Here is a 22,564-nt window from a genome sequence, read left to right as displayed (position 1 = left end):
AAATTCTTTCACTAATCCACTAATGACCGACACAAGGTTGCAACTTGTTCGGTAGCATTAGGTGTAGAAACCGCTTTGCAGGCCTTAGCCATTTTCTTCAAAGTCGATTCTGAACTAAATAACATGTTCAATTTTCGCGATAATAAGGTCGCGTTTAATTCTGCTTGCGGCAACATATATGCCGCCCCAGCATCAACAAGATATTGGGCATTTTTAGTTTGATGATCATCAACCGCGTGTGGCAATGGGATGAAGATTGCGGGTTTTGCCGCCATCGCCAATTCAGACACAGTAAGAGCACCGGCACGACATATCACCACATCCGCCCATTCGTAGGCTTCGGCCATATCGTCAATAAACTCGGATACTTTGATCTTACTTTCATCAACTTGGTAACCTTGGTAAGACGCATCGACGTCAGTCTTATTGCCTTTACCGGTTTGATGCCAAACATCGATACCTTGCAGTTTAATTTGTGAGATAGCTTGTGGTACGGTGTCATTAAGTACTTTGGCACCTAAACTGCCGCCAACCACTAACACCCGCTTATTGATTTCGCGTTCATGTTCATCGGTTAACATGCTGATGTTGCCCCGTACCGGGTTACCTACCACTTGCGCATCAACACCACGACTGAAGGCATTCGGAAATGCGCTCAATACTTTGCTGGCTATCTTGGCTAGGTAACGATTGGTCATGCCGGCCACGGCATTTTGTTCGTGCAATACCAACGGAATACGCTTAATCCAAGCGGCGACACCACCTGGAGCACTGGCATAGCCACCCATACCAAGTACCACATCCGGTTGTACTTGATTTATCACATCTAGTGACTGCCACACAGATTGTAAAACTTTAAACGGCATGGTCAGCTTTGACTTCCACCCTTTACCGCGCAAACCGGAGATATTAATAAATGAAATATCAATATTGTGCGCTGGCACAACTTGCGCTTCCATTCGGTCAGACGTTCCAAGCCAATGCACGTGCCAGCCTTGTTGCTGTAAATATTCAGCCACAGCTAAACCCGGGAAAATATGCCCGCCGGTACCGCCTGCCATAATCAAGATTGTTGGACGTTTCGACACTACTTACGCCCTCCTTTCGAGGTTGCTTGAATCGCCTGCAACCTTAACTCATGATCAATGCGAATTAATACGACTATCGCCAGTGTCATGACTATCATTGAACTACCACCATAACTGATCAACGGCATAGTTAGGCCTTTGGTTGGGAATATCCCAGCGCTAGCACCAACATTTACTGCCGTTTGAAAACTCATCCAAATACCTATTGAATAGGCGAAAAAGCCTTCAAAATACTTTTCTTTTTCCAGTGCTTGTCGTCCTAGATACAGTGCTTTGACAACGAGAACCAAAACAACTGCCAGCAACGCCAACACACCAACAAAACCAAATTCTTCGCCAACCACTGCCATAACAAAGTCGGTATGGGCTTCAGGCAAGTAATCTAGCTTTTGAATGCTATTTCCTAACCCCAAACCAAAAAATTCGCCACGGCCATAAGCCATAAGCGATTGGGTTAATTGATAGCCGATACCAAACTCATCTGCCCACGGGTCTAAAAACCCGGTAATACGAGCCAAACGATAAGGCTCGTTATAAATCATTAGCGAAAATGCACTGAGTACCGCCACGACGATAGCGGCAAATTGCCACAACCTAGCTCCTGCTAAAAACAGTAAACCTAAGGCAGTACACCCCATTACAATCACAGTTCCCAAGTCAGGTTGCAACAGTAACAGTACGGCGAGGATGAATAATACCAACAATGGCTTAAAAAAGCCTTTAAAATTATCCATTACTTCGTCACGACGACGCACTAAATAGGCCGATAGATAACAAAAGAAAAATAACTTGGCAGGTTCCGCCACTTGGACGTTGATTAACCCTAAGCGAATCCATCGAGTTGAGCCGTTTACTTTATGACCAACCACCAATACCGCAGCCAATAAAAGGATGGCGAACAGCAATAAAACCCAACTGGATTTATGCCACTGTTCCATCTCTACTTTTAACGCTATAAACGCCACTACCAAGCTCAACAATACGTAGATACCATGGCGGATAACAAAGTGAAATGGGTTATTATATAAACGCTCACCAACCGGAATCGACGCGCTGGCAACCATCATTAAGCCCAAAAAATACAGGGTGAAGGCTAAGATAATAAAGGTACGGTCAAAGGTCGCAGGGGCTGTATCATCGCTGCCCTGACTAAACCACATAGGTAATTTCAACTGCCCTGCAAATGCCAACATCAGTGTATCTCCCTTACTGCCTGAATAAACATATCGCCACGCTGCATGTAGTTGTTAAACATATCGATGCTGGCGCATGCCGGAGATAACAGCACTAAATCGCCTGGTGTCGCTAACTGGCGAGCCGTTTTAACCGCTTGCTTAAGGGTGTCGACTTTAATTGTTCCAGCTTTTAAGTTTGCGATTTCATCGCCATCTTTGCCAAGGGTGATTAAGTGATCGACTTTGCTCAAACCTGGTAGCAACTCATTAAAATCAGCGCCTTTACCATCACCACCAGCGATAAGGATCATTTTTTGACGCGCTCTGGCTAAACCATCTATCGCCGCCAATGTGGCACCGATATTGGTTGCTTTCGAATCGTTTATCCAAACGATGCCATCATAGGTATCGATTTGCTTACAGCGATGATCGAGGCCTTCAAAAGACACCAAACCTTGTGCCAATTTATCTACCTGCCAATCGGTACAGACACCCAATGCCAATGCCGCCAAACAATTGAGTTGGTTATGCTTACCTGCCAGTGGTAAGTGGGCGCAATCAAGTAGTTTGGTGTCGCCGTAGGCTAAAAATTCTTTATCACCATCAACAACAACACCAAAGTGACCTGGTTGCGGTGCATCAAGACCAAAACTGATATCAGTGTCTTTTATGGTCTCAGGGCGAGTGCTAAGTTGTTCGCGATTAAATACCCGACGACGGCTTTGTTGGTATATGCGATGTTTAATCGCACTGTAGTTTTCCAACGTGTGATGACGATCCAAATGGTCATCACAAATATTCAGTACGGTACCAGCCACAGCATCTAAAGAGACCATGGTTTCAAGCTGAAAGCTTGATAACTCAAGAATGACCAGTTCGGATTCTTGCTCAGCAACCTCTAAGACCGGCAAACCGATATTACCGGCAAGTACCGCCTCGACGCCCATGTATTTCGCCAAGTGCGCTAATAAGCTCACCACGGTTGATTTACCGTTGGAGCCGGTCACGGCAAGTTTCGGCGAGCTATTGATGCGACAATACAGCTCAACATCACCAATCAATTCGGCATCAGCGCGGACGTTGTCACGGATCTCGGCAATATTAATGTCAACACCAGGGCTGGCAATGATAATATCGGCTGCGGCAATAGTTGTTGCATGCCAACCACCGGCGATGAGTTTTGCCTGCTTATTCAACTGCGCTAGACGTTTTTGCCCTGGCGGTTGCTGACGCGAGTCGTTGACAGCAAAGTCTACCCCAGTGGCCGTTAAATAGCGGGCACTGGCAAGTCCTGTGGCGCCAAGGCCCAGGACTAAAACATTTTTGCCGTTAAACATACTCATCATAAATGGTTAGTTAGTTTTCTCTGTTCTCTTATTGTCGATTAACGCAACTTCAATGTTGCCAAACCAATCAACACTAACACCACGGATATAATCCAGAATCGAACAATAACGCGTGGCTCTGGCCAACCTTTTAATTCATAGTGATGATGAATCGGTGCCATGCGAAATATACGTTTCGCGCGCAACTTGTAGGAGCCAACCTGCAATATCACCGATACCGTTTCAATCACGAAGATGCCGCCCATAATAAACAGCACCAACTCCTGTTTTACCAATACCGCAATAACACCTAAAATCGCACCTAACGCTAATGAGCCAACATCGCCCATAAACACTTGCGCTGGGTAGGTGTTAAACCACAAGAAACCAAGCCCGGCACCGACAATCGAGGTACATATAATCACCAACTCACTGGTCTCGCGAATATGCGGTAAATTTAGGTATTCAGAGAAGTTGGCATTACCAGTAACATAAGCAAATACCGCAAATGCGCCGGCAACTAAAATCGTTGGTACGATAGCCAAACCATCTAAACCATCGGTCAGGTTAACTGCGTTTGAGGTACCAACAATGACAAAATACACCAAGGCTACATACAACACGCCAAGTTGTGGCATCACGTCTTTTACGAATGGGATCAATAACGTGGTGCCTTCTGGCTGGGCGATAGCATACAAATAAAATGCGGTCGCTAAACCTGCAGCGGTTTGCCAAAAATATTTCCAACGCGCAATTAGGCCGTTCGGGTCCTTGCGTATCACTTTACGATAGTCATCAACAAAGCCAATAAGACCAAAGCTTACGGTGACAAACAACACCACCTGAACATAACGATTACTGAGATCGGCCCACAACAAGACGCTCAATAAAATGGTGCCCAAAATCAAGATACCGCCCATGGTAGGGGTACCGGATTTTGACAAATGGCTTTGCGGGCCGTCATCACGTACGGTTTGGCCGATTTGCATGGTTTGCAAATAGCGAATCAATTTAGGGCCAAAGTACAATGACGCAATTAATGCGGTTAATGTGGCAACAATAGCGCGGAACGTTAGATAGGAGAAAACGTTAAAACCGCTGTAAAATTCTGTCAGATATTGACCTAACCAGACTAACATGAACTCACCTCAGCCTTGTTACGCCATTGTTTAATGTCTTCAACGACAAGTTCCATACGGGCACTGCGTGAGCCCTTAACCAAAATAGTAATTGTTTGTTCCTCGTTAGTAAGCAATTGCGCCAGTTTTTCGATCAGCTTATCTCGCTGCGAAAAATGCGCGCCATCGCCATTAAACACTTGTGATGCGCTTTGACTTAGCACGCCAAGTGTTAATACGTTATCTATGTGATGTGTTAATGCATGCTCACCGATTTCTTGGTGATAGCGACGAGCATCTTCGCCAAGTTCTGCCATGTCGCCTAGTATCAGGATTCGGCGACCTGCATAACTGCCGAGCAATTCGACACCGGCTTTAGTCGACTCAACATTGGCGTTATAAGTATCATCAATCAGGGTCATTTTGTCCGGTAGACTGATCAGATTTAAGCGGCCTTTAACCGGCGCCATATTTCCAAGTCCAGATTTGATCTGCTCTAAGGTTGCACCAAACTCAAGCGCTATGGCTGCGGCAGCGACGGCGTTACATACATTATGGCGACCTGGTACAGGTACGGTAATGTCGATATTGCCTTGATATGTATTCAAGGTGAAACTGCTATACCCAAGGTCATTGAGGCGAACATCACTGCAATAACAATCGGCTTCTTTTACGCAGCTAAATTTGCGTACGGTTTTATCGGTTAAGCGCCATTGCCACTTGTGGGTATATGGTGTGTCTTGGTTATATAGCGCAACCCCGGTTTCATCTAGCCCTTCAAATATCTCGCCTTTGGCGCGGGCAACACCACATAAATCACCAAAGCCTTCTAAATGAGCTGCAGCAATATTATTGATGACGGCGACATCTGGCTTAGTAAGGGTTGTGGTATAGGCGATTTCACCAATGTGATTGGCACCAAGTTCGATCACCGCATATTGATGCTGATGCTCAAGACGCAATAAGGTTAACGGCACGCCAATTTCGTTATTGAAGTTACCATCAGTGGCTAACACGGTGCCAAGTTGTGACAAAATCGCTGCCACCATTTCTTTTACCGTGGTTTTACCGCTACTGCCTGTGATGGCTACAGTTTTTGGATTAACTTGCTGTTTTACATAAGCGGCAAGTTTACCCATAGCTTTGTAGCAATCGGTAACCAACAGTTGCGGGATGTCGACATCTTGCTCAGTCTCTACCAAGGCGACAGAACAGCCGATATCGGACGCTTGCGTGACAAAGCGATGACCATCAAAGTTCGGCCCTTTAAGAGCAATAAACAGATCGCCTGCTTGTAATTGACGCGAATCGGAACTGACACTGGTGATGGCCAAAGTTTCCGGCTCCTCGCAACGTAATATGTTTCCACCGACTACATCGGCGATTTCATTTAACAGTAATGGGATCATTGACCTTCCCTCTGTAAATAAAATTGACGAACAACCTCGCGCTCATGATAGGCGATGGTTTGTTCCCCAATTATTAAATAATCTTCGTGCCCCTTGCCGGCCAGTAGCACCATATCGTCACTACTCGCATTCGCCAAGGTTGATAACACCGCTTGTTGACGGTCTAGTATCGTCGTTGTTTTATCTTGGGCTTTTATGCCTTTAGCTATATCCGCGGCAATTGTTTCAGGCTGTTCGGTTCTTGGGTTATCGTTGGTTAGCACTATGTGATCAGCGTATTGCTCAGCAATCGCGCCCATTAAAGGACGTTTGCCTTTATCTCTGTCGCCACCACAACCAAAAACCGCCCATAGTTTACCCTGACAATGCGCCGTTGCCGAGCGCAACGCTTGCTCTAAGCCATCAGGCGTGTGGGCATAATCTACCACCGCTGTCGGCTCATTCGCCGCGCTGAATACTTCCATACGACCTGCAACTGGCTGTAACTTAGCCACCAAGTCAGGCAAATCGGCAAGCGTGATACCTTGTAATAGCGCCACGGCGATAACCGCCAACAAATTAGCAACATTAAATTGACCGAGCAATGGGCTATCTAACTGACATTGGCCGAAACTCGATTTCAAAGTAAAACGTATGCCGTTGTTGTGACAATCAAGGTCACAAGCGATTAGGTAATTCCAGCCAGCAAATTCGCTTTCATCTGCGTCAATAGCAAACGCCATTTTAGGGTTTGTATCGGGCAGACTATGCAACCACTGTTTACCAATTGCATCATCGGCATTTATCACCCATTTTTGTCTGCCATTAGCGACAAACATTGCCTTTTTCGCATCGGCGTAGCTTTGCATATCGCCGTGATAATCTAGATGATCACGACTTAAATTTGTGAATACCGCAATATCTAGCATCTCGCTGTTTAAACGATGTTGATGCAATGCATGTGAGGATACTTCCATGGCCACGGTGCTCACCTGTTGTGCGGTAAACTGAGCTAACAGCTGTTGTAACAAGGTTGGCCCTGGGGTGGTGTTATTAATATCCACCAAATTATCCAAGGTACCCGCACCAAGGGTGCCGATTATAGCGCTTTTGTTGCTCTTGGTAGAGAGCAATTGTGCTAAAAGTTGGCAACAACTGGTTTTACCATTAGTACCGGTTACCCCGACCAAAGCCATAGTATCAGCGGGGTTGTTATAATAATTTGCCGCCAATTGATGCAATTGCGTCGCCAACTGATAAAACGCCACACTTGGCACTTGACCACTGGCGCCTTCAAGCATCGTCACTTGCCCATGTTGTTGCGGTTGTTGGCATTGATAAATGACTAACGCTGCACCATTTTGTACAGCGGTATCGATAAATTGTTTGGCATCTTTTTGCGTACCAATTACGGCGGCAAAGATATCGTTTGCGTTTACCTGTCGAGAATCGTTAACCAAGTTGCGGCAATGGTTATCAACAAAGCCTGTTGCCGCTAAATCAATGCCTAGTCCGAGCAGTGTTTGGTTAATCGAGAAGTGACTTTGATTAGGCATCATTGTCTCCCTCTTTAACCGTCAATTGACTGATACGGGATGTATCGTCTGGGGCAATGTTCAAGGTGGTTAACGCGCCTTTCATAATACGCGAGAATACCGGTGCGGCGACTTCACCACCGTGGTAATCATCACCACCAGGTTCGTTAATCACCACAACAATCGCAATCTTAGGGTCAGACACCGGCGCAACACCGGCAAAAATGCCCATATATTCATTACCATAACCGCCAGCAGTGGCCTTACGTACGGTGCCGGTTTTGCCTGCGACACGGTAGCCATCTACTTTAGCTTTTGGCGCACCTTGCAATACCACCTGCTCCATCATATGCAAAACGGTGCGAGCATTTTCGGCATCGACCACTTGCTCACCTTCGTTAAACTTAGGATTTTTTTCAATAGACAGCGGAACTTTTTTACCACCATTACCAAACGTGGCGTAAAAGCGCGCCAACTGCAGTGGCGTAATTGCTAAGCCATAACCCCATGATAAGGTTGCCAATTCAAATTTTGACCAACGGTTACGATCCGATAAGCGGCCTGAACTTTCACCAATCAAGCCTGTGCCGGTATCTTCAGAAAAGCCCATTTCAAAAAACTTCGATAGCAAAAATTCCTTTGGAATCTCCATTGCTAATCGCGTAGTCCCCATATTGGATGACTTAATCAATACCTCGGTAAGGCTTAACTTACCGTAGTTTCTTGGGTCAGAAACACGGCGTCCACCAATACGCATCGAACCTGGTGAGGTGTTAATAATGTCGTCTTTTTTAACTGAACCCAATTCTAGCGCACTTAATATCGTTAACGGCTTCATGGTTGAACCCGGTTCAAACGTATCGGTAATGGCGCGATTACGAAATCTGTGTGTTGCCGTTCCCTTGCGATTATTTGGGTTGTATGACGGACCATTGACCATCGCCAATATTTCACCGCTGTGAATATCTAAGACAACCACTGAGCCGGATACCGCCTGAAACGACTTAACCGCGGCTTTTAATTCGCGATAAGCCAGGGCTTGAATGCGCTGATCTATCGATAATTCAATATGTTCAGGCACTTGTTTGTCGACTTTTTCCAATATTTCAATGCGGTTACCATGGGCATCTTTGATGTATTTGTCTTTACCATTGACACCGGTTAAGCGCTCGTCAAACAGACGTTCAATGCCTTCAATGCCATCTTCATCAACATTGGTAAAACCAACCAAATGCGCACTGATTTCGCCGGTTGGATAAAAACGTTTGGTTTCGACTAACACCTCTATACCAGGGATGTTCAGACTTACTTCAATGTAATCTGCCATTTGCTTCGACACGTGTCGCGACAAATAGGTAAAACGTTTCTTCGGGTTGGTTCCTACTTTGTCGATAATGGTCGACACATTCATGTCCAATACTTGGGCGAGGACATCGAGTCGTTTTTGCCAATCTTTACGGGCACGCTCATCTTTAAGAGCGTTTTTACCTTTAATAAAGCGTTGCGGGTCGGCATAAACCGTTTTAACAGGCACAGAGATGGCTAACTCTTCGCCGTTGCGATCGAGGATATCGCCTCGATAAGAATATACATGGGCGTTGCGGATGGTGCGGTTTTTGCCTTTTTGTTGGAGGGATTCAGGTTCGACGACCTGAATATAGGCGGAGCGGGCTACCAAACTGGTGAATACAAGGCAAATCAAGCCTACAACCACGTAAAATCGCCAAGCGATGGTGGTTGGTTTTAGGTTTGCTTTATTACGTTTAGCCTTAGTACCCATTATGGAGTTTTTATTATTATTTCACTGTTAATTTCAGGCCGATGCATATGCAGCGCTTTATCAGCCTTGGTTTCAATTTCACTGTGCTCTGCCAGTGAGTTTTGTTCTAATTGCAAATTGCGCCATTCAACATGGAGGCTGTCACGATCACCGTATAACTTTTCCAAATCACTGGTTGCCTGCCGGTTGATATGTGTCATATAGATCACCGCAAACGCCGAAAGCAGTACCAACATAGCCATGATATAGGTACCGCTATAACGCTTAATGTCTTGCCATATTTCCTGGGTTAAAACCAGTTTAGCCATGGTTAATCCTTTTAACCGATGACACTATTGCCCAATAGTTGTTATCGATTAATCTTTTGCCAAGCGGCGAGCAACTCGAAGAACTGAACTGCGCGAGCGTACGTTGTCAGAAACTTCAGATTTACTTGGTTTGGTGCGACCCACCAACGCCAGCTTTTTACCTTTTTGTAATTCTTCTTCTGTAATTGGCATACCACGTGGCACTTTCTTGCCTTGGCTATGCTTTTTCATAAACTGTTTGACCAGTCTATCTTCCAATGAATGGAAGCTAATGACCACCAAACGGCCATCTTCTTTTAATACATCCAATGATGCCGCTAATGCGCTTTCGATTTGATCCAGTTCCGAGTTGATGTACATGCGAATCGCTTGAAAACTTCTTGTCGCTGGATGTTTTTTAATTTCTTTTTGTGGTGCCGCTTGCTTGATAATTTTCGCCAACTCACCGGTGGTGGTAATATCTTGCTCTTCTCGGGCATCAACAATAGCGTTGGCAATACGCCACGCCATTTTTTCTTCACCAAAAGTTCTTAACACCCAGGTGATGTCTTCAACATCGGCAACTTTTATCCATTCTGCCGCTGTTTGGCCTTTGCTGGTATCCATACGCATATCCAACGGGCCATCATTCATAAAGCTAAAACCTCGACTGGCATCATCCAGTTGCGGCGAGGAGACGCCTAAGTCCAACAAGATTCCGTCGACCCGACTAATTACATCCAGATCGACGGCAATATCTTGCAGGTTAGCGAAGCCACTGTGCACTATGCTAAATCGAGGATCGTCAGCAAATCTTTGCGCAGACTCTATTGCTTGTAGATCACGATCAATGGCTATCAAACGTCCGTTTTCACCCAGGCTTTTTAGTATCAGTCCAGAATGTCCACCACGACCAAAAGTACAGTCGATATAGGTGCCATCTGGCTTTATATCCAGGCCATCTACGGCTTCTTGTAGTAATACTGAAATGTGTGCAAATTCTGTTGCCATAACTATTCCAAGCCTTAACCTAAGGCTAAAGCGATAAATCCGATAAACGTTCGGTTAATTCCAGCTTGCCTTGCTGATTGTCTTCAATTCCTTGATGCATTTGTGTCTGCCAGTCGTCTTCATTCCAGATTTCAAACTTATTAAACAAACCAACCAAGATAACGTTTTTTTCGAGATTGGCGTGTTGGCGCAGAACACTGCTTAATAGCAGGCGACCACTTTTATCTATTTCACATTCAGTAGCGTTACCCAGGAGAATACGTTTTATGGTACGCTCACTCGGGTTCATATCGGATAGGCGGCTCAACTTAAGTTCTAGCTCTTCCCATTCCGACAGTGGATACAACAATAAACAACGACTTTCAGTATGTAGAGTGCACACCATTTTACCCTCGAAATCGGCAAACAAAGACTCACGGTACCGTGTCGGTATCGTGATCCGATTTTTGCTATCTAAGGTGATGTTGCTTGCGCCTCTAAACATAATTTTTGTTGTTTTTCTATCGCTGTTGTTATTGTTCACTTTTTAAACAATAGCCTAAAGATCCACATTTCTCCACTTTTTCCCACTTCTGTACAGTTTAGTGACTATAGTCAACCCTTGTCAAGGGTAATTAGGCAACAAAAATATTTGCTGAAGGGCTTGTAATAAAAGGCTTGCTAGCGAATCGGCGCTAAGTTGTTATATATGTGGAATTTTGTGCAACGTCGTGGCGATTTTAACCCAAAAATTAATTTAAAAATCAGGCTTTTTGCTGATCAATTGTGCGGTGATGGTGATCAATGACAACTTTAGGGGGATCATTGTGGGATTTTAGCAGAAAGCCGATCAAAAAAGAGGAGTCTTAACTTGCCACTTTGGTTTCAACCCTGACAGTCCTATGCCTGCATTTGCTAAAACTCTATACCATTGGTTTCATAAGACAGTTAAGTAATAAAGATAAACGCGCAAACCATGTAGAAGCCGTAAGTGGTCATCTTTTAAAAAAACTGCCTAGACACCGTCTATACTCTACTTGGGTATCGAGAGGATATTCCCTCTTCCTCTTGTTACCACCCTATTTCCGCAATCTGGCTATTGCCTGACAGTTAAAAGGTAAATTCATATGGCAACCCGCAAACAACTTGCAAATGCAATTCGTGTACTGGCTATGGATGCCGTACAAAAAGCTAAATCAGGCCACCCTGGCGCCCCTATGGGTATGGCTGATATCGCTGAAGTTCTATTCAATGATCATCTAAAGCATAACCCGAGTAATCCAGACTGGCCCGACCGTGATCGTTTCGTGCTATCTAATGGCCATGGTTCTATGCTGATTTATTCTTTGTTGCATTTAAGTGGTTACGACCTTGGCATGGAAGATTTAAAACAATTTAGACAATTGCATTCTCGTACCCCGGGTCACCCTGAATATGGCTACACCCCTGGTGTCGAAACCACCACAGGGCCTTTAGGCGCCGGTATTGCTAATGCGGTAGGTATGGCCATTGCGGAAAAAGCACTGGCGAGTCACTTTAACCGTCCTAACTTTGATATTGTTGACCACTATACCTATAGCTTTTTAGGCGATGGCTGCCTGATGGAAGGTATCTCGCATGAAGTGTGTTCGCTAGCGGGCACCCTCGGGCTTGGTAAATTGATCGCTTTTTACGATGACAATGGTATTTCCATTGATGGTCATGTTGAGGGTTGGTTTACCGACAACAGCGCACAGCGCTTTAATGCCTATGGTTGGCATGTCATTGATAACGTCGATGGACATGACAGCAACGCCATCGATCAGGCAATAAAAGAAGCCAAAGCGGTTGCTGACAAACCAACATTAATTGTCTGTAAAACCGTTATCGGCTTCGGCTCTCCAAACAAAAGTGGTAGCCACGATTGTCATGGTGCGCCATTAGGAGATGATGAAATTAGCGCGAGTCGTGAGTTTCTCGGCTGGACGTATCCACCTTTTGAAATCCCTGATGACATTTACCAAGGCTGGGATAACAAAGCCAACGGCCAAGCCAACGAGTCTAGCTGGCAACAATTATTCAGCGCCTATCAAGCTGCTTTCCCCGAGCTTGCCACTGAATATCAACGCCGGGTTATCGATAAAACCTTGCCGCAAAACTTTGATCAGATGAGCAATGAGTACATCGCCCAATGTCAGCATCAAATGGCCAATATAGCCTCACGTAAAGCTTCACAAAATGCCATTGAAGCTTATGCCCCGCACTTACCAGAACTGCTTGGTGGTAGTGCCGACTTAGCGGGGTCAAACCTGACGTTATGGTCTGGCTCGAAAGGGATAAGCAAAGACGATGGCGATGGTAATTACCTCTATTACGGTGTACGTGAATTTGGTATGAGCGCGATTATGAACGGATTGTCGTTACATGGCGGTTTTATTAACTATGGTGCGACCTTTTTAATGTTCATGGAATACGCCCGCAATGCGGTACGCATGTCGGCACTGATGGGCATTCAAAATATTTTTGTTTATACCCATGACTCCATTGGCCAAGGTGAAGACGGACCAACCCATCAACCGGTTGAACAGTTAACCAATTTACGTACCACCCCTAAGCTAACAACATGGCGCCCTTGCGATGCAACCGAATCTGCTGTGGCTTGGAAGCATGCGATTAAAAATCAAAGTGGACCTTCGGCCTTGGTGTTCTCACGTCAAAACCTAGCGCATCAACCAAGAACCACAGAGCAAATTGCAGCTATCGAGCAAGGTGGTTACGTGTTACATGATAGTGATGGCGCGCCACAGGTTATCTTAATTGCGACGGGCTCAGAAGTAGAGCCGACTATGGACGCAGCTAATGCCCTGCAGGCTAATGGAGTACAGGTACGCGTCGTATCGATGCCGAGTACATCGCTATTTGACCAACAGTCTGATGCCTATAAAAACTCGGTATTACCGAGTGATTGCCAACATATTGTCGCCGTCGAAGCAGCGCACCCTGATTTTTGGCACAAATATGTCGGCCGACACGGTACCGTCATTGGTTTGGATCGATTTGGCGAATCGGCTCCCGGAGGCGCATTAATGGAGCATTTTGGTTTCAGCTCTGCTAATATCGTCGAACAAGTAGAACAACTCATTAAATAGTAAGGGAAAATTCTCCATGACTCGCTCGTCGTTACCCGCTTGGCAGGCATTACAGACCCATGCCAAGGACATGCAAACACAATCAATCAAAGCCATGTTTGATGCCGATAATCAACGCTTTGATAACTTTTCATTGCGACTACCAGGGCTTTTGTTTGATTACTCTAAGCAAAACATTAATCAGCAAACCATGTCTTTGTTTGAGCAATTAGCACAGCAATGTGACTTTGATACTTGGCGCGACAAAATGTTTGCCGGTGAGCGAATCAATATAACTGAAGATCGCAGCGTGCTGCATGTAGCGTTACGACGCGATACCAGCAAACCGCTTGACGTTGACGGCGAAAATGTATCTGCACAAGTTGCTGAGCAACTCGCTAAAATGAAAGCCTTTTGTGACAAAGTACAATCTGGCCAATGGCTAGGATTTACCGGTAAGCCAATGCGCCATATTGTTAGCATTGGTGTCGGTGGCTCTAACTTAGGCCCTGAGATGGCGACTAATGCCTTGAAGCATTACAAGCAAACTAACTTATCTGTGCATTACGCCTCAAACGTTGATGGCAACCAGATTGCCGATGTACTCGATGCGGTCGATCTTGAAGCCACCTTGTTTGTGGTCTCAAGTAAAACCTTTACCACCTCTGAAACCATGACCAATGCCAATACGGCAATGCAGTATCTGGTTGATGCGCTTGGTGATAAAGCCGCTATCGGCAAACATTTTGTTGCGGTTTCAACCAATACTGAAAAGGTAACCGAATTTGGTATTGATGCCGATAACATTTTTGATATGTGGGATTGGGTAGGCGGTCGTTTCAGTTTATGGTCAACAATTGGTTTACCCATTGCGTTGTATCTAGGCTTTGAACACTTTGAGCAATTATTACTGGGTGCGCGCAACGTTGATGAGCATTTCGAATCTGCACCGCTCGGGCAAAATGTCCCATTCATTATGGCCTGTTTAAGTATTTGGAACTGCAGTTTCTTAAATGCCCGTTCGCAAGTTATCCTGCCATATGATCAAGTGTTAAACCGCTTAACCGCATACTTGCAACAAGCAGAAATGGAAAGTAACGGTAAGCACGTCAATTTTTCCGGTGACACCGTTGATTACAACACTGTACCAACCATTTGGGGAGAAATTGGTATTAATGGCCAACATGCCTTCTATCAATATCTACACCAAGGCAATAATATCGTACCAGCAGATTTTATTGGCTCGATAACACCTATTCGCCATATGGCGCATCACCATGACATTCTGATTGCCAATATGCTTGCGCAAGCTGAAGCGTTTATGGCCGGCGTCAGTGAAAGTGAAGTGCGTGACAGCTTGGCAAAAGCTGGCAAGTCACAACAAGTCATCGATGAGCTTGCCTCACATAAAGTGCATCAAGGTAACCGCCCAAGCTCAATGTTTTTATTTGATAAGATCACACCATTCAGTCTTGGCCAATTAATTGCCATGTATGAGCACAAGATTTTTAGCCAAGGTATTTTGCTTGAAGTCTGCTCTTTTGACCAATGGGGCGTTGAGTTAGGTAAAGGCTTAGCCAATAATATTCATGCAGAAATTCTAGCCGATGGCGATGTTGATGGTCATGACAGCTCAACTCGCGCATTGATTAATTATTATAAGGCCAACAAAAGTTAACCTTATTTAGATACGCAAAAGCGAGAACGTTGTGTCTCGCTTTTTTTATGCCTGAAGAAAAAATAGGGAAAAGCTAGCGATATTATTCCTGTTTCTATAACAATGCGCTAAGGTACTGCTATGCTTAACTAAATTGTCTAATCTAGCTTAGATTTTGAAGTGCCATGTATAACGAATCCATTTTGGCCGCGGTCGTTCTGTTAATTGCTCTATTGATCTTTGTGGTGCGTAAAATTCGCCAACAAACACAACAGGAGTTAACCCGATTTCTTGGTAATGCCCAGTCGCGACAACTGATCGCTGGCGCCTTGATGATCTTTTTGATCATTATCTCGGTGATTATCAATTACGGTCTGCACACCATGCGTGAACAAATGCAGTCGCAGTCCACATCGTCATTAACAACCGTTGCTGATACCACAGAGTCTTCGTTATTAACCTGGTACCATAATCAAATCGCCTCATTGAAAGTCATTTCTGATGATGCTGAAAACATACAATTGGTGCAGCAATTACTCAAAGCGGATGTAAACACCCTCGCCACAAATCCATATTTACAACGGCTGCGGATTCATTACAATGAATTGCCTTTAGAGTATCGTCATGTGGGCTTTTTCATTATTTCTAAAGACAACATTAATTACGGCTCATTGCGTGATGAAAATTTGGGGCAAAAGAACCTTATTGCCGAACGTTTTCCCGAACATTTGGCCAGAGTATTTAATGGTGAAACCGTCATCATTGGTCCGATGCGCAGTGACGTATCATTGCATCAAGTGCAAAAAGGGTTAGGCGCCCACAACACCACCATGTTTATCGCCGGGCCAATCCGCAATGAGAAAGGCGACGTTGTCGCCGTGATGACATTGCGCATCGACCCATTTCGCGAACTGTTTAAAGTTGCCACCAGTGCCCGAGTCGGTAAAAGTGGTGAAACCTACTTAGTCAATAAGCAAGGCATTCTGGTCTCGCCCAGCCGCTTTGAAAAACAACTTACCGAGATTGGTCTTATCTTAGGAGGCCAATCAAGCATTCTCAGTATCGAGTTAAAAGATCCCGGTCGTGAGCTGACCGCCAAGGCTCCATATGACAAGCAAGAAGATAGCGGCAGTTGGCCGCTGATCGCCAGTGTGGAAAACGTTTTACAAGGCGAAAATGGTGAAAACAGCGAAGGATATAATGACTATCGCGGGGTGAAAGTACTCGGCTCTTGGCGCTATGTCGAAGAGTTAGAACTTGGCATTATTACCGAAATCGATCTGCAAGAGGTTCAAGAAGGTTATGTGCAATTGCGCTATACCATCATCGCCGTTTTGCTGAGTATTATTGTATTAACTGCCTTGCTCGCCAATACCGCACTTAATATTGTCACGCGCATGAATAATCGTTTAGCGCAATCAAATAATGAATTAGAGAGTCGCGTTGAAAAGCGCACCAAAGAGCTATCCGACCGAGAAGCACGGCTATGGGATTTATATCAAAACTCCCCCGTTGCACACGCCACCTTGCAACATAATGGCGCCATCAGTAAGCATAATAAAGTGTTTGCCCAGTTAGTCGGCTACGATACCGACCACATTAGTATCATTAAATGGCAACAATTACTCCCCGATGACGACACCAGTCATAGCGGCGAGAAAATGTTTGAGTCGGCGAAAAACGGTGTCTCCCTAAAAGACGTAAATATTGAACTGTTAAACGCCACCGGCGATATTCTCAAAATTGCCGCATCAGCAGTACCGTCAGAAGACAATAAAGAAATTCGCCTGTCACTGGTCGATATTACCGAGCGCGAGAAAGCACTGACTTTGTTGACTCAAAATGAACAACAATTCCGCTCTATGGTGACCAATATTCCTGGCACCGTATTTCGCTTTCGTTTTACCGAAGACTTTAATACCGATTCAAAGCTCATATTTGTCAGTAAAAAGATTGAAGAAATTACCGGTCACAGCGCCGATAAATTTGTCGGTAAAGGCGCAACATTAGATTTGGGCAACTTTGTTCACCCGGATGACCAAAAATTATTGGATGCGCTCACCGAACGCTCACTAAGAGATGGCAAGACATTCGCTACCACTATGCGCTTGACGAATAAAGATGGGAAGTACCGCACAGTGCAACTCAAGGCTGGGGCATTAAACGATCCGATCACCGACAGCAAATATTTTGATGGTGTGATGATTGACATCTCTGAGCAAGAGTCGCTGAAGAACGAACTACAAAATAGTGAAAGTCGCTACCGTACCATATTAGACAGTGTCGCTGATGGTGTCGTGGTTATTGATAAAAAAGGCATAGTGCAAGAATTTTCAACCGCTGCACAACGCATATTTGGATATAGCAGCGACGAAATCATTGGTAAAAATATTTCGGTTATTCAACCGAAACAAATTGCCGATCAGCATGATGAACTGCTTGATAACTATAAATCCGGTAAAAGTTCGACGGTTGTCGATAATGTCCGTGAAGTTCAAGGCCAACGCAAAAATGGCGACATTTTCCCCATGGACTTATCGGTCAAAGAAAGCGTGCTTGATGATCAAACCGTCTTTATCGGCATTATGCGCGACATTACTGAACGTCATCAGCAAGAGCTCAAAGTTAAGCAAAGTGAAGAACGGCTTGATGCGGCAACCTTTGGTGCACGTATCGGTTTATGGGAATTCTTCCCTGATAAAGAAATCATCCGAGTTAACCGCGTTAGCGCTAATATGCTCGGTCTCAGCCATGACAGCGACTTTGTCGAAGAAGAAAAAGACTGGTTTACCCTGCACGATAGTTTGAATACTTGGGGCAAATATATCCACCCTGAAGACAAAGACATGGCCGAGCAACGCATGATTGAATATTTGCGTGGTCAACGTACCGAGTTTAAAGAAGAGTTGCGCATGGGTGCAAACGCCAGTAAGTGGATACTTGATGTCGGTCGCATTACTGAAACCGATGCTGATGGTCGTGCGACACGGGTGTCGGGTGTGCATATTGACATTACCGAGCGCAAACAGCTGGAATTGGACTACATAAAAGCACAACAAGTGGCAGAAGAAGCGAATCAGGCGAAATCAGACTTCTTGGCCAATATGTCACATGAGATACGCACGCCAATGAATGCCATTATCGGCATGTCACATTTGGCGTTAGAAACCGACTTAGATAAGCAGCAACGTAATTATATTGATAAAGTGCATCGCAGTGCAGAAAGTCTATTAGGGATCATCAATGACATCCTCGACTTCTCAAAAATTGAAGCCGGTAAACTCGATGTTGAAGAAATTGACTTTAACCTTGGCGATATCCTCGAGAATTTAACCAACTTCGTAAGCATCAAGGCCGAAGAGAAACACCTAGAATTATTGTTCGATATCGAATCTGAACTACCGATGAATTATAAAGGTGACCCACTCAGACTGACCCAAGTTTTAATTAATCTGGCGAACAATGCGGTTAAGTTTACCAGCGAAGGGGAAGTGGTTATTCGCATCACCCGTAAATTTGCTAATGATGAAATTGCAGAGCTTGAGTTCTCGGTTATTGATTCTGGCATCGGCATGAGTGACGAGCAACAAGCCAAGCTATTTCAACCCTTCACCCAAGCCGATGCATCGACCACCCGCAAACATGGTGGTACCGGATTAGGTTTGGCCATATCGCAAAAGCTGGTCAAACTTATGGGCGGCGAAATAAAACTGGAAAGCGAAGCGAATAAAGGCAGCACCTTCTCTTTTGCCATCACCTTTAAACGTCAAACACCGCGACAAAGAAAGCCGATTGTGCCGCATCAAAAAATTGAACGCGTTCTTGTGGTCGACGATAACCTGCATGCGCGTATTATCTTTGAAAAAATCATCGCCAGCTTTGGTTATCAGGTGGATGTTGCAGAAAGCGCAGCAAGAGGCTTAGAGCTGCTGCAAGACGCGGATAAAACAAAACCTTATCAATTGGTATTAATGGATTGGCAGATGCCAACCATGGACGGCATTGAAGCAATTAAAATCATTCAATCCAAGCTTACCTTAAAGCATAAGCCAATCATATTTATGGTCACAGCCTATGGCCGTGAAGAATTAAACATACGCCTAGAAAATCTGCAGATTGAAACCATATTGACCAAGCCGGTGACCGCATCAAGCCTTAATGACGCTATCAATGATGCGATGGGCGACAAACGCTTAGGTGGCAATGGACATTCTCGTCGAGACGTTTCGGATGACGCAATTGAGGCACTACAAGGTGCCAATATACTGGCGGTTGAGGACAATGAAGTTAACCAAGAATTAATCATCGGCTTATTAGGCAATAACGGTATTCAATGTACCATCGCTAATAACGGCGAAGAAGCCATTGATATACTTAACAAGCAAAGCTTCGACGGCGTATTAATGGACTGCCAAATGCCGGTGATGGACGGCTATACCGCGACGAAACTGTTACGCCAGCAAGACAAGTTTAAAGACTTGCCTATTTTAGCGATGACCGCTAACGCCATGGCGGGCGACAGAGAAAAAGCCATACAAGCTGGGATGAATGATCATATCCCTAAACCGATAAACGTCAGTGCCATGTTTAAAACCATGGCGAAATGGATAACCCCGGCGGCTAGCAGCCAAGTCAGTGGCAAGCAATCACCTGAACAAGCAATAGAACTCCCTGAAAATTGGCAATACATTGATATCAGCGATGGTCTAAAACGCACCATGGGCGATAAAAAACTCTACCTTAAGCTATTAAGGAAATTTGCCAGCAATCAACGAGACTTTGTCCGTAATTTCAATAAGGCGTTGACCGATAACGACGAAGACAGTGCCACTCGACTCAGCCATTCGCTAAAAGGGTTGGCTGGCAATATTGGCGCAATGCAATTACTTCATGCTGCGGAATTACTCGAAGCGCAATGTAAATCCGGCAATATTAGTAGTTGGAGTTTACAAGAAGTCGATACCGCGCTTCAGGACGTGTTAGCGGAACTTGAAACCTTGACGCCTGAAGACGTACAAATATCAGCAAGTACCGAGATAAGCGAGCAACAACTGCATGATATTCTCTCTCAACTGAAAGCCATGCTGGTTGATTATGACACGCAAACCGGCGAGTTTTTACAGCAAAACCAGCAAGCCTTAATGACTAAAGACAGCAATGGTTGGTTACTTAAACTTAGCCAAGCCGTTGAAAGTTATGACTATGATAAAGCCATCACCTTGGTCGATGAAAAATTGAGCTAACAATTTAGCCAAAAAGCGAGCCCAAAAGATAGTCCAAAACAGAGCCTAGTCTAACCTTTTCACACACAGCAAAAACACAAAATCCAGCGAGGGTTACCCTTGCTGGATTTCTTATCAAAGTTCATGCGCTTACGAAAACGTAAGACTAAAGCAGCTCAGCTTCAAGCAATCAACACAACCGAAATTTAGAAAGAATAAGTCACACTGACAATCGTTTCTGTGTCAGTGTCTTCACTTCCTTCTGGAACTTCAGATTGATATTTTACGTTGTAGCTCAGTTTCATTGCTAAGGCGCCAATCACTTGCACCTTTAACTCACTACGGGAATAAGCGATATCGCTTTCATCACCTTTTTCATAACTAAGGTATTGTTTAAATGATGCGGTTTCTGAAAACTGCCAATCAACCAAAGTCGACAAGGTCACAATTGGCTCATCTTCATCTTCACCTGTAGTAGGGTCTTCAACTTTCGAAGAACGATAACCGGCACCAGCCTCAAGATCCCAATCTAATGTTTCTAAGTCGTATAAGTTCCAACCCACACCCGCGGTTAGCGTAGATTGATAATCATAACCACTGAACTTGTCGGTTTCGTAGGTTGCACGACCAAACACATAGTTTTTCTCGGTAAAGTTATAAGCCAACCGTGTAAAAGCCAGGTATTTCTCCGCGGTACGGTCATCCTCAGTTTCAGAGAATAATGACTCAGCAATAACATCCCACTTCCATGGTTTGTTTTCGCGAGTAACCGAAACTTTACCAGCCATAGTTGATTCTTCGGTGTTACCGGTAAGATTGGTATAACCAAAATCGACATCACCAGACCAAAGCTTTACTACTTCATCTTCAGCATAAACGTTGGCTGATGCCACAGAAAGGGCAAGCGCAAGATATTTAATCGTCATGATATTCCCTGAAATATTATTTATATTTGAGCAGCTTATAGCTGCGATTACTTTTTATACGAATATTGTAACCGCAATAGTTTAATAACACTACCGTTACAAACAGCGTTTTTATCGCTAAAAAAGCCGTTCTAAAGACTTAACGAATATGACTTAGTCGATAAATGTTTAAAGGTACCCTTAATAAACCTATTGCCACGCCATTGCTCATTAGACTAGGAACAGTATCAAACGCAAAGCGATGATTAGAAGCATTTATAGACAAACAACACCGCCCTATGAATCTATAACTTTCATGCACTTACGCGCTAATCGAGCTGTTTTTTGTGATAAAGGCAGTACCTCAATCCGGACATTATAAGGCTTTTCACTTTTGGCTAATTCAACATTCAAAGGTTGTCCCAGGGTAAGGTGATGAAATGCCAGCAAGCCTTTGTCCGTCGTTGGATCAAATAACACGGTATTATTTTTGATCACTAGCTTTTGCCAGCTTGTTTCATTAACGGATAGGTCAGCGACTTTAAATTGAACGCTGTCTATTGGCTTGATGTAATAATTACTGTTCTCATCGATATACAGAGCTTTGATGGTGAATGACGGGATTAATATATCGCCCTCTTTTTGCAACGCAATATCAACAGGGTAACTAAAGAAGTAATCATCATCAGCAGAAACAGCTAAATAACACGCCGATGCAGAGGTTATTTCCGATGCCGAACTAATATACTCTCCGAGCATCAGACTTCCTGATGAATCGATCATAGTAAACTTGAACGACCCCTTTATGCTGAGGTTTTCAGGCGTATCACTTGCGGCAACCTCAACCGACATAATAATGAAACACAATAGCCATAATCTAATCATTATTACTTCCTTAAAACGTTATCCTACTAGGATGTATATTATCGGCATTGATGACGCCCTTTAAACGCTCAAACATGATCCATTGTGCTTTAAGTTTGCTGT

The 22,564-nt window shown here is 44.5% G+C and carries 15 protein-coding genes; 3 read left to right on the top strand and 12 right to left on the bottom strand.

Annotation, left to right across the window (positions count from 1 at the left end; genetic code table 11):
- Positions 1-11: 11 nt before the first annotated feature.
- The 10 genes from murG to mraZ are packed head-to-tail and all read right to left on the bottom strand — an operon-like array spanning position 12 to position 11,191.
- Positions 12-1,088: an undecaprenyldiphospho-muramoylpentapeptide beta-N-acetylglucosaminyltransferase gene (gene murG / locus E2K93_RS10715; RefSeq protein ID WP_267128051.1), complete on the bottom strand. Its 1,077-nt coding sequence runs from the start codon at positions 1,086-1,088 to the stop codon at positions 12-14.
- Positions 1,088-2,281 carry a cell division protein FtsW gene (ftsW, locus tag E2K93_RS10710; protein ID WP_135439086.1) on the bottom strand — a complete coding sequence of 398 codons (1,194 nt, stop codon included), beginning with the start codon at positions 2,279-2,281 and terminating at the stop codon, positions 1,088-1,090. The genes murG and ftsW overlap by 1 nt, the downstream gene beginning before the upstream one ends.
- Positions 2,281-3,600 (bottom strand): UDP-N-acetylmuramoyl-L-alanine--D-glutamate ligase, encoded by a 1,320-nt coding sequence (murD, locus tag E2K93_RS10705; protein WP_228445270.1) that lies wholly within the window; start codon positions 3,598-3,600, stop codon positions 2,281-2,283. The genes ftsW and murD overlap by 1 nt, the downstream gene beginning before the upstream one ends.
- Before the next feature lie 47 nt (positions 3,601-3,647).
- Positions 3,648-4,727: a phospho-N-acetylmuramoyl-pentapeptide-transferase gene (gene mraY / locus E2K93_RS10700; protein ID WP_135439084.1), complete on the bottom strand. Its 1,080-nt coding sequence runs from the start codon at positions 4,725-4,727 to the stop codon at positions 3,648-3,650.
- Positions 4,721-6,115: a UDP-N-acetylmuramoyl-tripeptide--D-alanyl-D-alanine ligase gene (gene murF / locus E2K93_RS10695; protein ID WP_135439083.1), complete on the bottom strand. Its 1,395-nt coding sequence runs from the start codon at positions 6,113-6,115 to the stop codon at positions 4,721-4,723. The genes mraY and murF overlap by 7 nt, the downstream gene beginning before the upstream one ends.
- Positions 6,112-7,653, bottom strand: coding sequence for a UDP-N-acetylmuramoyl-L-alanyl-D-glutamate--2,6-diaminopimelate ligase (gene murE, locus E2K93_RS10690; RefSeq protein ID WP_228445268.1), 1,542 nt, complete (start codon positions 7,651-7,653; stop codon positions 6,112-6,114). Before murE ends, murF begins: the two co-directional genes overlap by 4 nt.
- Positions 7,643-9,409, bottom strand: coding sequence for a peptidoglycan D,D-transpeptidase FtsI family protein (locus tag E2K93_RS10685; protein ID WP_135439082.1), 1,767 nt, complete (start codon positions 9,407-9,409; stop codon positions 7,643-7,645). The genes murE and E2K93_RS10685 overlap by 11 nt, the downstream gene beginning before the upstream one ends.
- Positions 9,409-9,717, bottom strand: coding sequence for a cell division protein FtsL (gene ftsL, locus E2K93_RS10680; RefSeq protein WP_135439081.1), 309 nt, complete (start codon positions 9,715-9,717; stop codon positions 9,409-9,411). The genes E2K93_RS10685 and ftsL overlap by 1 nt, the downstream gene beginning before the upstream one ends.
- Positions 9,718-9,765: 48 nt before the next feature.
- Positions 9,766-10,707, bottom strand: coding sequence for a 16S rRNA (cytosine(1402)-N(4))-methyltransferase RsmH (gene rsmH / locus E2K93_RS10675; protein WP_135439080.1), 942 nt, complete (start codon positions 10,705-10,707; stop codon positions 9,766-9,768).
- 25 nt (positions 10,708-10,732) lie between these two features.
- The gene (gene mraZ / locus E2K93_RS10670; protein WP_135439079.1) at positions 10,733-11,191 is read right to left on the bottom strand and encodes a division/cell wall cluster transcriptional repressor MraZ; all 459 of its coding nucleotides are present in this window, start codon (positions 11,189-11,191) and stop codon (positions 10,733-10,735) included.
- A 622-nt stretch (positions 11,192-11,813) separates the two neighbouring features.
- Here mraZ and tkt point away from each other — a divergent pair.
- The 3 genes from tkt to E2K93_RS10655 all read left to right on the top strand — a co-directional run bounded on the left by tkt (position 11,814) and on the right by E2K93_RS10655 (position 20,693).
- Positions 11,814-13,814 (top strand): transketolase, encoded by a 2,001-nt coding sequence (tkt, locus tag E2K93_RS10665; protein WP_135439078.1) that lies wholly within the window; start codon positions 11,814-11,816, stop codon positions 13,812-13,814.
- A 16-nt stretch (positions 13,815-13,830) separates the two neighbouring features.
- Positions 13,831-15,471, top strand: a complete 1,641-nt coding sequence (gene pgi, locus E2K93_RS10660; RefSeq protein ID WP_135439077.1) for a glucose-6-phosphate isomerase — start codon at positions 13,831-13,833, stop codon at positions 15,469-15,471.
- Between the two features lie 164 nt (positions 15,472-15,635).
- Positions 15,636-20,693 (top strand): PAS domain S-box protein, encoded by a 5,058-nt coding sequence (locus E2K93_RS10655; RefSeq protein WP_135439076.1) that lies wholly within the window; start codon positions 15,636-15,638, stop codon positions 20,691-20,693.
- A 185-nt stretch (positions 20,694-20,878) separates the two neighbouring features.
- On the opposite strand, the gene E2K93_RS10650 is transcribed toward E2K93_RS10655, so the two are convergent.
- Both E2K93_RS10650 and E2K93_RS10645 read right to left on the bottom strand, forming a co-directional pair.
- Positions 20,879-21,598 (bottom strand): DUF481 domain-containing protein, encoded by a 720-nt coding sequence (locus E2K93_RS10650; RefSeq protein WP_135439075.1) that lies wholly within the window; start codon positions 21,596-21,598, stop codon positions 20,879-20,881.
- Between the two features lie 276 nt (positions 21,599-21,874).
- A complete protein-coding gene (locus E2K93_RS10645) occupies positions 21,875-22,462 on the bottom strand; it encodes a hypothetical protein (RefSeq protein WP_135439074.1) in 588 nt (195 codons plus the stop codon).
- Positions 22,463-22,564: the final 102 nt, after the last annotated feature.

Source organism: Thalassotalea sp. HSM 43 (assembly GCF_004752005.1).
Lineage (GTDB): Bacteria > Pseudomonadota > Gammaproteobacteria > Enterobacterales > Alteromonadaceae > Thalassotalea_A.
The sequence above is the reverse complement of the archived record's forward strand: the minus strand, read 5'-3'. Positions and strand labels throughout refer to the sequence as shown.

What these genes read in the sequence shown, in the direction of transcription:
- ftsW (WP_135439086.1), bottom strand. Translation starts at nt 2,281, where the DNA reads ATGTTGGCATTTGCAGGGCAGTTGAAATTACCTATGTGGTTTAGTCAG.
- murD (WP_228445270.1), bottom strand. Translation starts at nt 3,600, where the DNA reads ATGTTTAACGGCAAAAATGTTTTAGTCCTGGGCCTTGGCGCCACAGGA.
- mraY (WP_135439084.1), bottom strand. Translation starts at nt 4,727, where the DNA reads ATGTTAGTCTGGTTAGGTCAATATCTGACAGAATTTTACAGCGGTTTT.
- murF (WP_135439083.1), bottom strand. Translation starts at nt 6,115, where the DNA reads ATGATCCCATTACTGTTAAATGAAATCGCCGATGTAGTCGGTGGAAAC.
- murE (WP_228445268.1), bottom strand. Translation starts at nt 7,653, where the DNA reads ATGATGCCTAATCAAAGTCACTTCTCGATTAACCAAACACTGCTCGGA.
- E2K93_RS10685 (WP_135439082.1), bottom strand. Translation starts at nt 9,409, where the DNA reads ATGGGTACTAAGGCTAAACGTAATAAAGCAAACCTAAAACCAACCACC.
- ftsL (WP_135439081.1), bottom strand. Translation starts at nt 9,717, where the DNA reads ATGGCTAAACTGGTTTTAACCCAGGAAATATGGCAAGACATTAAGCGT.
- rsmH (WP_135439080.1), bottom strand. Translation starts at nt 10,707, where the DNA reads ATGGCAACAGAATTTGCACACATTTCAGTATTACTACAAGAAGCCGTA.
- mraZ (WP_135439079.1), bottom strand. Translation starts at nt 11,191, where the DNA reads ATGTTTAGAGGCGCAAGCAACATCACCTTAGATAGCAAAAATCGGATC.
- tkt (WP_135439078.1), top strand. Translation starts at nt 11,814, where the DNA reads ATGGCAACCCGCAAACAACTTGCAAATGCAATTCGTGTACTGGCTATG.
- pgi (WP_135439077.1), top strand. Translation starts at nt 13,831, where the DNA reads ATGACTCGCTCGTCGTTACCCGCTTGGCAGGCATTACAGACCCATGCC.
- E2K93_RS10655 (WP_135439076.1), top strand. Translation starts at nt 15,636, where the DNA reads ATGTATAACGAATCCATTTTGGCCGCGGTCGTTCTGTTAATTGCTCTA.
- E2K93_RS10650 (WP_135439075.1), bottom strand. Translation starts at nt 21,598, where the DNA reads ATGACGATTAAATATCTTGCGCTTGCCCTTTCTGTGGCATCAGCCAAC.
- E2K93_RS10645 (WP_135439074.1), bottom strand. Translation starts at nt 22,462, where the DNA reads ATGATTAGATTATGGCTATTGTGTTTCATTATTATGTCGGTTGAGGTT.